Origin of the sequence: Bermanella marisrubri (assembly GCF_012295615.1) — a bacterium.
GTDB classification, from domain to species: domain Bacteria; phylum Pseudomonadota; class Gammaproteobacteria; order Pseudomonadales; family Oceanobacteraceae; genus Bermanella; species Bermanella marisrubri.
Window position 1 is genome coordinate 661,625 of the sequence record NZ_CP051183.1, and the last position, 13,610, is coordinate 675,234.

General features: G+C 44.5%; 14 protein-coding genes. 9 read left to right on the forward strand and 5 right to left on the reverse strand.

Translation table 11 applies throughout. The features are described from left to right. Positions 1 to 22: 22 nt before the first annotated feature. The gene (locus HF888_RS02970) at positions 23 to 829 is read right to left on the reverse strand and encodes a type IV pili methyl-accepting chemotaxis transducer N-terminal domain-containing protein (protein ID WP_007016482.1); all 807 of its coding nucleotides are present in this window, start codon (positions 827 to 829) and stop codon (positions 23 to 25) included. Between the two features lie 82 nt (positions 830 to 911). Further along, entirely contained in the window at positions 912 to 2,069 is a 1,158-nt protein-coding gene (locus HF888_RS02975; RefSeq protein ID WP_007016481.1) for a hypothetical protein, read from the reverse strand. A 474-nt stretch (positions 2,070 to 2,543) separates the two neighbouring features. Between HF888_RS02975 and HF888_RS02980 the strand changes: the two genes are divergently transcribed. Next, positions 2,544 to 4,019, forward strand: a complete 1,476-nt coding sequence (locus HF888_RS02980; protein ID WP_007016480.1) for a NarK family nitrate/nitrite MFS transporter — start codon at positions 2,544 to 2,546, stop codon at positions 4,017 to 4,019. A 100-nt stretch (positions 4,020 to 4,119) separates the two neighbouring features. Beyond that, positions 4,120 to 5,847, forward strand: a complete 1,728-nt coding sequence (locus HF888_RS02985; protein WP_007016479.1) for a bifunctional protein-serine/threonine kinase/phosphatase — start codon at positions 4,120 to 4,122, stop codon at positions 5,845 to 5,847. Here HF888_RS02985 and HF888_RS02990 read toward each other — a convergent pair. The 3 genes from HF888_RS02990 to HF888_RS03000 form a co-directional block, all read right to left on the reverse strand. Further along, complete coding sequence (locus HF888_RS02990) at positions 5,844 to 6,263, reverse strand: hypothetical protein (RefSeq protein ID WP_007016478.1); 420 nt, start codon at positions 6,261 to 6,263, stop codon at positions 5,844 to 5,846. The genes HF888_RS02985 and HF888_RS02990 overlap by 4 nt on opposite strands. A 96-nt stretch (positions 6,264 to 6,359) precedes the next feature. Next, positions 6,360 to 6,779: a hypothetical protein gene (locus HF888_RS02995; protein WP_007016477.1), complete on the reverse strand. Its 420-nt coding sequence runs from the start codon at positions 6,777 to 6,779 to the stop codon at positions 6,360 to 6,362. Positions 6,780 to 6,793: 14 nt separating this feature from the next. Next, positions 6,794 to 8,041 (reverse strand): porin, encoded by a 1,248-nt coding sequence (locus HF888_RS03000; protein ID WP_007016476.1) that lies wholly within the window; start codon positions 8,039 to 8,041, stop codon positions 6,794 to 6,796. Positions 8,042 to 8,314: 273 nt separating this feature from the next. Between HF888_RS03000 and mpl the strand changes: the two genes are divergently transcribed. The 7 genes from mpl (at position 8,315) to HF888_RS03035 (ending at position 13,595) form a co-directional block, all read left to right on the forward strand. Further along, positions 8,315 to 9,685 (forward strand): UDP-N-acetylmuramate:L-alanyl-gamma-D-glutamyl-meso-diaminopimelate ligase, encoded by a 1,371-nt coding sequence (gene mpl, locus HF888_RS03005; protein ID WP_007016475.1) that lies wholly within the window; start codon positions 8,315 to 8,317, stop codon positions 9,683 to 9,685. Next, positions 9,685 to 10,308: a flavin prenyltransferase UbiX gene (locus tag HF888_RS03010; RefSeq protein ID WP_007016474.1), complete on the forward strand. Its 624-nt coding sequence runs from the start codon at positions 9,685 to 9,687 to the stop codon at positions 10,306 to 10,308. Before mpl ends, HF888_RS03010 begins: the two co-directional genes overlap by 1 nt. Positions 10,309 to 10,320: 12 nt before the next feature. Further along, positions 10,321 to 10,656: a PA3694 family proteiin gene (locus HF888_RS03015; protein ID WP_007016473.1), complete on the forward strand. Its 336-nt coding sequence runs from the start codon at positions 10,321 to 10,323 to the stop codon at positions 10,654 to 10,656. A gap of 122 nt (positions 10,657 to 10,778) precedes the next feature. Then, positions 10,779 to 10,982, forward strand: a complete 204-nt coding sequence (locus tag HF888_RS03020) for a hypothetical protein (RefSeq protein ID WP_007016472.1) — start codon at positions 10,779 to 10,781, stop codon at positions 10,980 to 10,982. Positions 10,983 to 11,072: 90 nt separating this feature from the next. Further along, the gene (locus HF888_RS03025; RefSeq protein WP_007016471.1) at positions 11,073 to 11,732 is read left to right on the forward strand and encodes a thrombospondin type 3 repeat-containing protein; all 660 of its coding nucleotides are present in this window, start codon (positions 11,073 to 11,075) and stop codon (positions 11,730 to 11,732) included. 212 nt (positions 11,733 to 11,944) lie between these two features. Then, the gene (gene iscR, locus HF888_RS03030; RefSeq protein ID WP_007016470.1) at positions 11,945 to 12,427 is read left to right on the forward strand and encodes a Fe-S cluster assembly transcriptional regulator IscR; all 483 of its coding nucleotides are present in this window, start codon (positions 11,945 to 11,947) and stop codon (positions 12,425 to 12,427) included. Positions 12,428 to 12,458: 31 nt separating this feature from the next. After that, a complete protein-coding gene (locus HF888_RS03035; RefSeq protein ID WP_007016469.1) occupies positions 12,459 to 13,595 on the forward strand; it encodes an IscS subfamily cysteine desulfurase in 1,137 nt (378 codons plus the stop codon). Positions 13,596 to 13,610: the final 15 nt, after the last annotated feature.

The following is a 13,610-nucleotide window of genomic DNA, read 5'->3' on the forward strand; positions in this document are numbered from 1 at the left end:
CGCGCACACAGCTGGTGCGATATTAGTTTGCGGCCAACCGCGTTTTATTGAGGTCGATTTCTTGATACAGGGCCGTAATATCGTTCATCTGTTTTAAGATACTTTCCGTCGTGATACTGATAACCAAAGGAGTGCTCTGTCCCTTCTCTAGAGCTAGGAAACCTTGCTTAGAGAAATTCCATTGTGTGAGGACATTATTGAGCTTGTAGCGTACAAATTGCGTATTGTCAGGGGAGGAGATCAGTTGATTCAGGGCAGATTCAAATTCCTGCACTGCTTGCTGTAAATCCGCCTTGTGTGTCTCATCCTTGCTAAGTGCAATTGCAGTGTAGAGCTTAGCAATGCGCTGGCTAAGCATGCGTTGACGGCCAGATAAGTTTACCCACTTGGCACTGCGACGATTTGCTATATTTTCGAGTTCTGTCACCAAGGTTTCGCATTGCATTAATAATTGATCGCTAGTCATTAGCAAGTTAGGAATCAAGGGTGTGATGTCGTAGTTCTCGCTAATATTGGTAAAAGCCTGTAATGCCGATTGTATTTGTTTTAGTTGAACATTCATTGAACCTGATTGGTCGACCTGATCACTAAATATGATTAAATCCACTAAATTCTTTTTAAATAACGCAAGACTATCTCGATATTGAACTTGCGCTTTTTCTGGTTGGATTTCCATGGCTGATAGTAGTTTTGATTTTGCCATACGTTGGCTAAGCATTCGCAAACGACCGGATTCATTAATGGCTTGCGATAAGGATTGAACTTCGCTGTAAGCGGGTGTGCTTAATACGCTAAGGCATAGGACGATTAATGCAATGAACGATCTCATGCTTATATTTCCATATTGGTTGATGATTTCTTTAGCTACTAGGGAGACATCGCTCCCTAGTGCTAGGGTTAAACTTTGATTTTTAGAATTTAGCTGTTGCTGTAAGCCAAAGCTTGGTGGTGTCCACGCCTGTATCACCAGCAAAGAATTGAGCAAGCTTGAAACTCAAGCCATAATTTTTAAATTTTTTGGCGGCCAAGAAACCAAACTCTGTGCCTAAGTCAGTACTATCTTCAACTGAGCTAAAACTATGGAACTGACCCACGAGTTTTACGCCTGCTAGTTTGCTGACAGCGCTAACATAAATATCCTGCAGGCCATTTCCATCAGGCGCACCTAGATAAGTATCGCTCCAGCCAAAGAATTTATGATTGGTTCCAAGCGGAGTTTTAAAAGATGCATCGCCATCATCACTACCTAGAGTCTCGAGGCCAAGGGTAGCTTTGATTGCTCCTAGCTTGTAACTACCAGCTAAGTGGTAGTAAAGAGTTGTATTGGTTTCATCATCTTGTGTTGCTATTTCTGCTTCGTAGGATGCTTTGTTAGATAGAACGCCAGTGGAACGAAGGCCAAACGTATCAAGGTTCGAGCCTGATTCCGTTTCAATGCTATAGTAAAAGGCTGTGGCTTTAAGGCTATCGCTATAGTTATGTTGAGCGTTTAAAAGAATGATGTCTTCTTCGGTATTTTCATTTTTAATGGTGTTTCTATTGTTAGCAACTGCGAAAAACAGCTTTGTATTATCGAAGTACGTGCTGCTGATTGAGACTGCATCAAAAGTTGCTTCGTCCTGTCTAAATCCAACGCCGCCAACATGGCGTTGGTTATCGAGAAGAATACGCTGATTACCTAGCTTGATGGTATTACCTGCATTACTATACTGCACATAGGCTTGGTTTATCTGAGTCGTCTCTGGATCAACTACTTTTTGATATTCGGCTTGATTGTTTTCGGTGGAGTTAAAATCATCCGTTATATGTAGAGTATTATCGCCTTCTACCAGTCCACTGAATCCATAGGCCGTTCCTGTTTTTATTGTCAGCCGAGACTTCAATGTATTGGCCAATGCGGTATCTAGGTTGTTGTCTTTATCCACACTCTCGGTTCTATATCTAAAATCAAAAGACCAAGAAGTATCTTCTAGAAAAGACTGTGATTCACTTTGCAATGTATTTGCAGAAGCGAATGCACTCATGGAGCCCAGCGCTAAAGTACAAAGAACAGGTTTTAATGTTTTCATTGTGATTTCCTTTAATAGAGTGAAAGGGTTCTCTGGTGTTAGAGCAACCCATATGCCAAACAAAAAAATCACATGAAAAACACTCAGTTTGCTGAAAAATGAAGTGTGATGGTGCCTAAAATTGAACTTTGATTAGGAAATGTTTTAAGTCAGTGCAGTCCTTTATGCACATCCCTGTTCAAAATGTGGCATTGGGTTTCACGATGGGGCAAGCAGATGTGCGATAAATCAGAGCCTGCATGCACCTTATAAATCCTAAATGATGCAAAGCTTGGCAATTAAATGATCTTTGTTGGTGCGCTACACCTGTAAGGAGTAACTAAATATGCACAATGATGGCGCTATTATTGGTTTGATCCTATTTGAAAAATCAATGTAACTGTAGCTTTAGGCCAGTGTTCATCGGTGATGGATTGAATTGGTCTGCATCTTGCTCTAAGTGACCAATCAATTTTTCATCTAGAGGATTCAAGTATGTCGGATACTGGCATTAATCCATTAAAGCTCAGCCAGCCAAAGATACGCATGTTGCATATTAGTTGGTTTGCCTTCTTTCTTACCTTCATGGTTTGGTTCAACCATGCGCCTCTGATGGGCTTTATCAAGGAAGCATTTGATTTGACGAGTCAAGAAGTCAAAGCCTTGCTAATTCTTAATGTGGCATTAACGATCCCTGCACGTATTATCATTGGTATGTTGGTAGACCGCTTTGGCCCACGATACGTCTATAGTGGTTTACTGTTCGTATCGTCATTGCTTTGTACAGCGTTTGCATTGTCACAAACTTACGAGCAGCTAGCACTTTTTCGTTTCTTAATGGGGTTTGTAGGTGCGGGTTTTGTTATTGGTATTCGCTTGGTTGGAGAATGGTTTCCAGCGAAAGAGGTGGGTATTGCTGAAGGTATTTACGGAGGTTGGGGTAATTTTGGTTCCGCTGCATCGGCGATGCTACTGCCTACCGTTGCACTCATTTTTGGTGGGGATGATGGTTGGCGCTATGCTCTATTGAGCACAGCATGTCTTGCTTTCGTTTACTCCTTTATTTTCTTTAAAGTAGCCCGCAATACTCCCAAGGGCTCTACTTATTTTAAGCCTAAGAAGTCAGGTGGCTTACAAGTAAGCAACAAGAGGGATTTATATTTCTACTTAGCCATGAATGTTCCAATGTACCTTGCGCTAGCAGTGCTTACATGGAAGCTTTCTCCTGCGAATTTAGGATTGCTGTCAGAAATAGCATCTTGGGCTCTATACATAGGCTTAGCGCTTTTGTTTGTGGTGCAAACATGGCAAATATTGAAAGTGAATAAAGAACACTTGTCGCAACCAGTTCCTAAAATGCAGCGTTATAAATATAAGCAGGTGGCTGTTTTGCAATGGGCTTATTTCGTTACATTTGGTTCTGAACTGGCCGTTGTTTCTATGCTGCCTTTGTTTTTTATGGAAACGTTTGAGGGGTTAACTGCGGTTACCGCAGGTTTATTGGCGTCAGGTTTCGCGTTTATGAACTTGGTGGCACGTCCAGGTGGTGGTTGGTTAAGTGATAAGTTTGGTCGTCGTAAAACACTTTCCATTCTTATTTGTGGGCTTGCTGTTGGTTATCTAACGCTTAGTCAGATTGATAGTACGTGGTGGATTCCGGTAGCTGTTATCGCCACTATGATGTGTTCTTTCTTTGTGCAAGCAGGGGAGGGCGCGGTATTTGCTATGGTGCCTTTAGTAAAGAGATCATTGACTGGACAGATTGCTGGTATGACGGGTGCTTATGGTAATGTCGGTGCGGTCATTTATCTAACAATATTATCGTTTGTAGATTACAGTACTTTCTTCATGGTGATAGCTGCTTCTGCTGCATTTATTTTCATAGCAGTACAATTCCTTGAAGAGCCTGAAGGTCATGTTGCTGAAATTAATGATGCTGGTGAAGTTGAGCTAGTACAAATAGGAAAATAAACAGTTTTAGAGGGGTCGATACAAACCCGTTGCAAGGGCTTAGAGAATTCATATTATTCTTTTTGACGCGTATCGACTCCTTTAAATAAATCTTTAAATCATGAAGCATCTTATAAGCTCCATTGCTATTACTGCCGGTCAAATATCCAGTCAGGGTAAGAAAGACGAGAATCAGGATTGTATCGGCTTATGTATTCCTAACGAACCAAGCTTATCTTTAAAGGGCGTAGCCGCTATTGTAGCTGATGGTGTTAGCGCATCGGCAGCAGCAAAAGAAGCTAGTGAAACCAGTGTACGTACATTTATCTCGGATTATTATGCGACCCCAGAAGCCTGGAGCGTGAAAAAATCAGGGCAACGTGTGTTATCTGCTTTGAATCGCTGGCTTGTTGGGCAAGGGACGATTCAAGGTCATTTGACAACCTTCAGCGCGGTTATTTTTAAGTCTAAAAAAGCTTTCATATTCCATGTTGGTGATACCCGTATTTATCGTTTGCGAGGTTCAGACTTTGAGTGTTTGACTCAAGATCATGAAACTGTGGTAGGTGACAAGCAGAGATATCTCTATCGCGCTATGGGAATGAGTCAATCTCTTGATATGGATTATCGTGAAGAAGCATTACATCAAGGAGATATTTTTTTTCTAAGTAGTGACGGCATTCATGATTATATTGATGAACAAAGTATTCGTGCTCAGTTAATTGGTCACCGACATCACGACAAAGAAAGCATACAGGATCTAACGGAAATACTGGTGAAGCAAGCCCTATCTGCAGGTAGTCACGATAACTTAAGTTGCCAGATTATTCGCGTTGATCAGCTATCTCTCGACAATGCCGACCCTTTCTATGACTCATTGACGGAACTACCGTTTCCGCCGCCGCTATCTGTGGGTGATCGCATCGACGGATATGAGGTTGATTCCATTATTCATGAAAGTCAGCGTTCTCAAGTTTATAAGGTCTGCGATTGCGAGAATCAACAGTATTATATTCTCAAGACACCATCCTTAAATTACCTTGATGATCCGGCTTATATCGAGCGCTTTAGTACCGAACAGTGGATTGGAAAACGTATCGAAAACCCATATGTCGTGAAAACACTAACCCCGACGAAACCACCATCGGCACTCTATACGTTGATGGAGTATATTGATGGGGTGCGCCTTGATAAATGGATGATGCATCACCCAAAAGCTGAGCCTCAAGAAGTGGTTCGCATTGCAGAGTTGTTGTCTCGAGCCATCCGAGCTTTCCATCGCAAGGATATTCTTCATCAAGATATCAAGCCTGAAAACATCATTATTCAAGCTGATGGTATCCCCAAGATTATTGATTTTGGTGCTTGTTATGTTGCAGGTATCAATGAGATTGATACCCCTTACTCTCGAGAGCAGGCTTTAGGAACGGCCGATTACAGTGCTCCAGAAACGCGATTTGGCGATAACAAATCATTCGCATCCGATCAATTTAGTCTTGCTGTTGTGATCTATGAAATGTTGACCGCTAAACTGCCTTTCGATGGTAAGCTAGCCAATATCAACCACGAGAGAAAAGTATCGAGTTTGCAGTACGAATCCGCCTGTCTTCACAATCCTTTAGTTCCGCCTTGGATGGATAAGGCTATTGAAAAAGCACTCTCTCCTCAGGCAAGTCAGCGCTACGAGAGTTTGTCGGAATTTATTTATGATTTGAAAAAGCCAAATCCAAAGCTAGTGGCTAGGGGGCAGCAACCCTTGATACATCGCTATCCCATATTGCTATGGAAATGTATTAGCGCGATACAAGCTGTTATTATCTTAGGATTGCTGTATTTCTTTTTGGGCTAGTTCTTGTCTTTTACTCGAAAAATAACCCTTACGTCAGGTGTTACGTTTTCGAACGGTATATAACCAATCATGTTTTTATTGGTTTTGACCAGTTGATACACAGCTTCACTATCCGCAACTTGTATAGGACTCTGTCCTTTTCCAGTAAAGATCAAACGCGACCAATGGGCTAAAATTTGATTCATGGGGATATCAAACGTTTGTGAGTAAAACTTGCCTCTTTCATTGTTCCCCTGCATTTGATCTAAGGGCAATACACGTTGACCATTTAGATACTTAAGGCTGCCCATATATAGACTCTTGATTACATTATGTGATACTTCAGGGATCCCTGAGTCCGCATGAGTGATCACGGCTAGGTCTGCTCGGGCCAAGCAAGAGACAAACACCAGTAGGGTAAATAAACTTGCTTTCATAGTGCGCACCTTTATCTATTTCTAGGGTAGGAAGAAAAACGGCCTTTTGCTTTATCGAAACAAAAGGCCGCCCTTTATAAGTGTCAATGAACTTGCTTATGGTTTAAAGATCACCTTCACACTGCCATCGACAGCGGACTCATCAATGTAGCCGACCAAGTTTGGATTGGATGCAACCATTGCTTTAACGTCTGCATCACCACCTACATCTTGAGGAGCTTGACCTTTACCAGTAAAAATCAAGCGCGACCAATAAGACTTAAGCTGTGCTTCGGATTTGTTAACAACGTTTGTATAAAACTCAGTGCGAGCAGGATTGCCTTCACTTTGATCAACAGGGACGACTGAAACACCGCCTAAGTCTTTCTTTTTACCAAGGAAGACTTTAACAACGTCAGCGGCACCTGCTGAACCTATGGGGCTGCCAGAACCGGCGACAACAACAGGACCTGCATATGCGAATGAAACGCTTGCAAAAAGGGCAAGAGTCGATAGAAGTTTAATGGATAATTTCATGATCTTCTCCTCCCTTAAAATACAGTGTCGATGGTTATGGTTAGGATATTCGCACTGTCGGGTGCGTTTGCTCCAGCTTGTAAATACTGAGTGGCATTAAACAAGCCTGTTGAGTCAGCGTCTACAATATCGTACTGAAGCTTAAGAGCGGTTCCCGCGCCAAAGTCGTAGCGAACACCTAAACCAATGCGGCTAGTGTCAGAGTTTGAGTTCGCTTGCACAAGAGCAGCGACGTCACCTGCAGTGGTGCCGTCCGTATCAACAACTGTGCTTGCAGGCACTCCTGCTGGAAGTTCTCTATCCTTATCATCTGTAGACTCATGCATACCATAGGTAAGGTGAGGCAGCCAAGCTCCCATACGGTAGCCGACTGTTAGATACATAGAATCTTCATCTTGAGTAATGCCATCTGCACTGGAGGTTGTATATTCACCCATGACTAATAATGTGCCTGGGTCATAACGGAAGCCAAAGCTAGTAAAGGCAGCGTCTTGGGTGCCTAGCTGTGCTGCAGTTGTTCCCTCAAGTAGGGCTTGGGCATTAGCTGTGGAAGCACCCTGCTCGCCACTACCAAAACTTAAACCCGCAACCGTTGTGGCCAAGCGAGCAGACCAGGTTTCTGCTGAATAGGTGGCACTGATACCCATAACGTCATCAAAAATAAAGTTCTCGTTCTCGGTGCGACCGTAAAAACCTTTAATCTCTAACGTATCCCAACCTATATCGGTGCTCCATGTGAGGTCGACACCGTCAATGTTGGCAAACGGGCTGAGTAGGCTATAGGTTTCAGCGGGCATTTGTGCCCATGGTACGGCGTAACCTACATCTAGATATTCTGACAACATGTAGAATGGGCCACGGATACGCCCGACTTTGGCTGATAAACTATTAGTAAATTGATGTTTGAAATAAGCCCATTCCATATTGGCATTAAAATCTTCTGAGCCTCGACCAACAATCTGTGTGACAACAGATGAGTCTTGATTGACTTGAAAGCTCATTTGAATGCCAGCGCGAGTAAACTCAGTCCATGTTGTTTGGTCTGATACTCCGTTGTATGCGATTTCCTCGTCGCTTTTCGCAATACCAAATGTCGCAAAACCATTCACTCGAAAGCGCTGGTCTTGTGCGGCAATGCGCTGATTCAGTTTTTGAACTTGCCGATTGAGTTGATCCACAGTTACGGCTTGTGCGGTAAACGACGCCGTCATGGTGGCCGCTAGCAAAGGCACGCCGGCATAAGTTAGCTTTTTCATCGCCATAGTGAGTCCTTCATTGGTTGTTAAATGAAAATACCGTGACGATCAAACGGATATTGAGCGTCATTAGTATTGGGGTCTATAAGTAGGTATAGCAGATAGATAAAATACTGCTAAAAAATAGTGCAGCGCTTTTTGACTTAGCGTACTTTTTGGTTCACTCATTCTAAAATGCTTACTATGAAGCTAAGCAAAGCACAGACGCGAACGGGGATTTATGAAAGAATGGACTTTTAATAACATTCAAGACTAAACAGTGAATTGATTGAGCGCTTTATGCATATTCATATATTAGGTATTTGCGGCACATTCATGGGGAGCTTGGCTCAATTGGCCAAATCCCAAGGCCACAGGGTCACAGGTTCGGATGCCAATGTATATCCACCAATGAGTACACAGTTAGAGCAGGCGGGAATAGAGGTGCAAGAAGGCTTTGATGTCAGCCATTTGCAGCCAGCCCCAGATCTAGTCGTGGTTGGGAATGCCATGAGCCGCGGCAATGAGGCAGTGGAGTATGTATTGAACAAGGGCTTACCGTACACGTCGGGCCCAGCTTATTTGTCAAACCACCTGTTAAAAGATAAATGGGTTATGGCGGTGGCGGGTACTCATGGCAAGACCACGACTACTAGCATGCTGGCTTGGGTACTAGAGGATTGCGGTTTTCAGCCAGGCTTCCTCATTGGCGGTGTGCCTAAAAACTTTGGCGTTTCCGCGCGTTTAGGTGAGAGCGACTTTTTTGTGGTGGAAGCCGATGAATACGACAGTGCGTTTTTTGATAAGCGTTCTAAGTTTGTTCATTACCACGGACGTACGGTCATTCTCAATAACATGGAATTCGATCATGCGGATATATTTAAAGACCTAGATGCCATTAAAACCCAGTTCCACCATCTTGTGCGTACCATTCCTAGCGAAGGTCAAATTATTTTTCCTGCCAATGATGCAAATATTAAATCAACTTTAGATATGGGTTGCTGGACACCAACCGTTACGCTTGGTGGTGATTGGCGAGCCGAGCTAAAGCATGTTTCGGGATCCGTGTTTGAGGTCTACCAAGGAGAGCAGTTAGTTGGTGAAGTAAGATGGAAGCAGACGGGTCAGCATAACGTTAACAACGCTTTGGCGTGTATCGCTGCAGCTCACCATGTGGGGATCTTGCCTAAGGATAGTATTGCAGCGCTCAATCGCTTCGTTGGTGTCAAACGCCGCATGGAATTGATCTGCGATGCTAAAGAAGTGAAGATTTATGATGACTTTGCTCATCATCCGACGGCCATTGAAAGTACTCTTGCAGGGATGGCCAACAGCGGTGAATTCAAACGTATTCGAGCTGTTATTGAGCCAAGATCCAATACCATGCGTATGGGAGTGCACAAAGCCGAGTTGCCAAAAGCCGTCGAGCAAGCAGATGAGATTATATGGTTCCAGCCTAAAGGGTTAAATTGGGATATGGAAAACGTCGTTGAGCAATGCAATATTCCCAACCGAGTAAATGACGAACCTAAATCAGTTTTGTTTGATGATATCGACGCTATAATCGCCCACCTTGTGCAAACCAGCGAGCCAGGTGATGGCATTGTTCTCATGAGTAATGGTGGCTTTGGCGGTATCCATAAAAAGTTAGCAGAAGCGATGAGTTCCTAATGCAACCAAGCAAAGATGTCTCAATAAAGCCGATCACGGTAGCGATTACCGGGGCCTCTGGTGCTCCCTATACGTTGCGTTTATTGCAGTGCTTAGTTGAGGCGGGCAAGCCAATCTATGTGATGATTAGCAAAGCTGCTCAGGTGGTGTTTGCTACTGAGACAGATATTAAATTGCCCGGTACTCCTGATAAAATGCAGGCTAAGCTCACTGAAATGTTCAATGCCAAGCCGGATCAAATACAAGTATTCGGTCGTGAGCAGTGGTTCGCGCCAGTGGCCAGCGGCTCGGGTCGCAATGGTCCCATGGTGGTATGTCCATGTAGTACGGGCACTCTTAGCGCGATTGCGACAGGCGCCAGCAATAACTTAATTGAACGTGCAGCGGATGTGGCAATAAAAGAACAGCGAAAGTTGATTCTTGTTCCTAGAGAAACCCCTTTTAGCCCTATTCATCTAGAGAATATGCTTAAGCTGGCTAACCTTGGCGTGACGATTATGCCAGCGGCACCGGGTTTTTATCACAATCCTCAATCCATCGAAGATTTGGTGGATTTTGTGGTGGCACGCATCTTAACCCATTTAGAAATCGATCAAGATATTATGCCCTTGTGGGGCGAGTAGTAGGAGATAGGAATGAAGTTCACCGAACGGGATATCAAAGTTGCCATTTTTAGTGCCATTGCGGCCATGGTTGTATCCGTGATTGCCCTCGATATGCATGGCTATATTAAGCACAGTTCTGAGGCCGATGCAGGTGTTGTGGATATCTTCGAATTGCGGGCTGTTGGTACCGAGGCGAGCACCAAGGTTTCGCCCAAGGCAGCTAACCGCGAAGCTTTTTGTGCCGATGGTTACCTATTGCTGCGTCCAAGGAAAAACGTATCGGGTGATGCGGTTGCAGGTATACTTGTGAATCAAAAAATGCGCCCAATTCCCTGTAGCCAAGAATTACCGGCGCCGGGCGTCTAAGAACTTAGCAGCATATTGCGGAGATATTTTGGAATGTAAGCCGTTTGTGGTGAATCGAACATTGATTTGTCATGAACGGACCCTAGAATATCGGGCAAGAAAGAGTGCTGGAGTTAGGAAGCATGAATAACAACGATAAAATTTCCAAACTCGAGAGAGAGATCTGGCTGTTTGAGCAATGGTCTCAAGATATGCAGGGCCAAGAAGGTCCAACACAGCAACGCATTTTGCAAGCCTATCAAGAATGTATTCAAGTTCGCCGCCAAGAACTGGAAGCATTGCAGCAAGCGGAACCACCGCTGTTAGTGATTGAGGCTGAGGCTTAGAAAACGGTCTTTAGTCCCCGCGGAGGGCGTGATGCTTTCCGTAGGCGATTTTGCTAGACTGCGGAAAAACAATAATAAAAAGAAAAAATCATGGCAAAAGTTGCTTTATCTCTAATACTGCTGGGCAGTATTTTCCTCATGAGTACTTATACACAGGCCGCGGAGCAAGACTCAGATGGTGATGGCATTAGCGATCGCTATGAGCGCTTATCCAAAACCAATGCTCAAGACCCTAATTCGAAGCCAGTGGATATGGATGGCGATGGTATTCCCGATGCCTATGACATGGATAGCGATGGCGATGGTGTGAATAACTGGCAAGATGCCTTTCCTAAAGACGCTTCGCGCTATTCAAAGCATGAAACCCAGTCCAATCAAAGCAGTGATAAAAAAGATACCGACGGTGATGGCTTTTCCAATGCGCTAGAGAAAGAAAACGGCACAAATCCCTACGACGCGAACAGTTTCCCTGATGCCGACGGCCCTGTCCTAGAGTTAGTGGATATGCCAGAAGTGGTGGACCAAGAAATTGTGCAGGTTCGCGGTATGGCCTTTGATCAGGGCATGGGTATTAAAAAAGTCCAAGTGGTGAACGCCGATGGGGATATATTTCTGGGACATTTTGAATACACCACGCACTTTCAGGTCAAGGTGCGCCTAAATCGTGGAGAAAACCAACTGCAAGTCGCTGCATTTGATTCTGCCAATAACGTTAGCCGTCGTTTTTTAAGCCTCACTTACGCACCATAATCACCGCAGAACCCCGTCTTATGCCCCGGCTAGCGGGGCTATTCCGTAACGACTTTCACTGCGATTTCTGATATCATGCCGCGCAATTTTTGCACGGCTGGAATAACCCTTCAATAACCCTTCAGTTTACTCAAGTAAAAAGTTGACTAAAATACTCGGGTTTTAGATAATGAAGGCTCATATTCGGGTATGTCTATCAAAGGGGTGCAGCCATGCGGTTAACCACCAAAGGTCGCTATGCAGTAACAGCCATGCTGGATCTGGCCATTCATGGTCAGCATAAACCAGTTAGCTTGAACGATATTTCAGGTCGCCAAGGCATCAGTTTGTCTTATCTTGAGCAATTGTTTGCCAAGCTACGCCGCTGCGATCTTGTTAGTTCTGTAAGAGGACCCGGTGGCGGTTATCGGTTGTCACGTGAGGGCAGTGAAATCAGCATTGCCCAGGTAGTGGATGCGGTAAATGAATCCATGGATGCCACCCGTTGCCGCGGCAAAGGTGATTGCCAAGAGGGCGATCAATGCTTAACCCATCACTTATGGCAGGACTTAAGTCAGCAGATTCATGCATTTTTGAGTGATATCAGTATTGCTGATTTGGTAAGCCGCAAAGAGATTTTAGATGTCGCTAAGCGTCAGGATGAAAAGGCTCACGAAACCGTTGATGAGACTTTGATTCAACTGACGACAGCCTAAAACTGGTCAGATTGTTGTTACAGGTGTTTTCATGAATCCCGTATATCTAGATTATGCAGCCACTACCCCGGTAGACCCGAAAGTAGCCGAAGCCATGGCGGACTGCTTAACTCTAGAGGGGAATTTTGCCAATCCGGCTTCCCGCTCACATCGCTATGGTTGGATGGCTGAGGAAGCGGTGGAAACCGCCCGTGGACAGTTGGCCACCGTTATTAATGCCGACGTACGTGAGATTGTCTGGACATCAGGGGCGACCGAGGCCGATAACCTTGCCATTAAAGGTGTTGCTGAGCAGCACGGATATCAAGGCAGTCATATCATTACCAGCAGTATTGAGCATAAAGCGGTGCTGGATACCTGTGCGCATCTTGAGCAGCAAGGCGTCGAGGTAACTTATCTACAACCGACCAGTGCGGGCGTTATTACCTGCGAACAAGTGGCTGCGGCATTGCAAGAGAACACTATTCTCGTTTCCCTTATGTACGTCAATAACGAAGTGGGCAGTATTAATCCAATCTCGCAAATTGGTGATGTCTGCCGTCGTGCAAACGTATTATTTCATGTGGATGGCGCACAAGCCGTCGGCAAAATAAAAGTCGATGTGGAAAAGGACAATATCGATCTGTTGTCGTTAAGTGGTCATAAGTTTTATGGACCAAAAGGCATCGGTGCTCTGTACGTAAAACGGGGTGTCAAATTGGTTGCTCAAATTCATGGCGGTGGTCATGAGCGAGGAATGCGCAGTGGCACCCTTGCGACCCACCAAATTGTAGGTATGGGAGTAGCCGCGAGTTTAGTGGATGATAATACCAAGGATATAAAACAACTGCGTGATCAGTTATGGCAAGGTCTTAGTCAGTTGGATGGTGTGAGTATTAATGGTGATGAAGCCTCAGGCGTGCCGCATATTTTAAATGTCGCGTTTGCAGGGGTTGATGGTGAATCCTTGTTGCTGAGTATTCCGCAAGTGGCGGTTAGTTCGGGTAGCGCCTGTAATAGTGCAACGATGGCGCCATCATATGTATTAAAAGCGATTGGTTTGGATGATGAATTAGCGCACGCGTCGATTCGATTTTCGTTAGGGCGTTTCACCACACAACAACAAATAGAACAGACCATCGAAAGCGTGACCACCGCGGTTAATCGATTAAAAGGTATGGCTGCGTAAGTAAGTCAGGAGAAG

Bases quoted from the DNA above. Each gene is read 5' to 3' on its own strand.
- HF888_RS02970 (WP_007016482.1), bottom strand. From the start codon at position 829: ATGAGATCGTTCATTGCATTAATCGTCCTATGCCTTAGCGTATTAAGC.
- HF888_RS02975 (WP_007016481.1), bottom strand. From the start codon at position 2,069: ATGAAAACATTAAAACCTGTTCTTTGTACTTTAGCGCTGGGCTCCATG.
- HF888_RS02980 (WP_007016480.1), top strand. From the start codon at position 2,544: ATGTCGGATACTGGCATTAATCCATTAAAGCTCAGCCAGCCAAAGATA.
- HF888_RS02985 (WP_007016479.1), top strand. From the start codon at position 4,120: ATGAAGCATCTTATAAGCTCCATTGCTATTACTGCCGGTCAAATATCC.
- HF888_RS02990 (WP_007016478.1), bottom strand. From the start codon at position 6,263: ATGAAAGCAAGTTTATTTACCCTACTGGTGTTTGTCTCTTGCTTGGCC.
- HF888_RS02995 (WP_007016477.1), bottom strand. From the start codon at position 6,779: ATGAAATTATCCATTAAACTTCTATCGACTCTTGCCCTTTTTGCAAGC.
- HF888_RS03000 (WP_007016476.1), bottom strand. From the start codon at position 8,041: ATGGCGATGAAAAAGCTAACTTATGCCGGCGTGCCTTTGCTAGCGGCC.
- mpl (WP_007016475.1), top strand. From the start codon at position 8,315: ATGCATATTCATATATTAGGTATTTGCGGCACATTCATGGGGAGCTTG.
- HF888_RS03010 (WP_007016474.1), top strand. From the start codon at position 9,685: ATGCAACCAAGCAAAGATGTCTCAATAAAGCCGATCACGGTAGCGATT.
- HF888_RS03015 (WP_007016473.1), top strand. From the start codon at position 10,321: ATGAAGTTCACCGAACGGGATATCAAAGTTGCCATTTTTAGTGCCATT.
- HF888_RS03020 (WP_007016472.1), top strand. From the start codon at position 10,779: ATGAATAACAACGATAAAATTTCCAAACTCGAGAGAGAGATCTGGCTG.
- HF888_RS03025 (WP_007016471.1), top strand. From the start codon at position 11,073: ATGGCAAAAGTTGCTTTATCTCTAATACTGCTGGGCAGTATTTTCCTC.
- iscR (WP_007016470.1), top strand. From the start codon at position 11,945: ATGCGGTTAACCACCAAAGGTCGCTATGCAGTAACAGCCATGCTGGAT.
- HF888_RS03035 (WP_007016469.1), top strand. From the start codon at position 12,459: ATGAATCCCGTATATCTAGATTATGCAGCCACTACCCCGGTAGACCCG.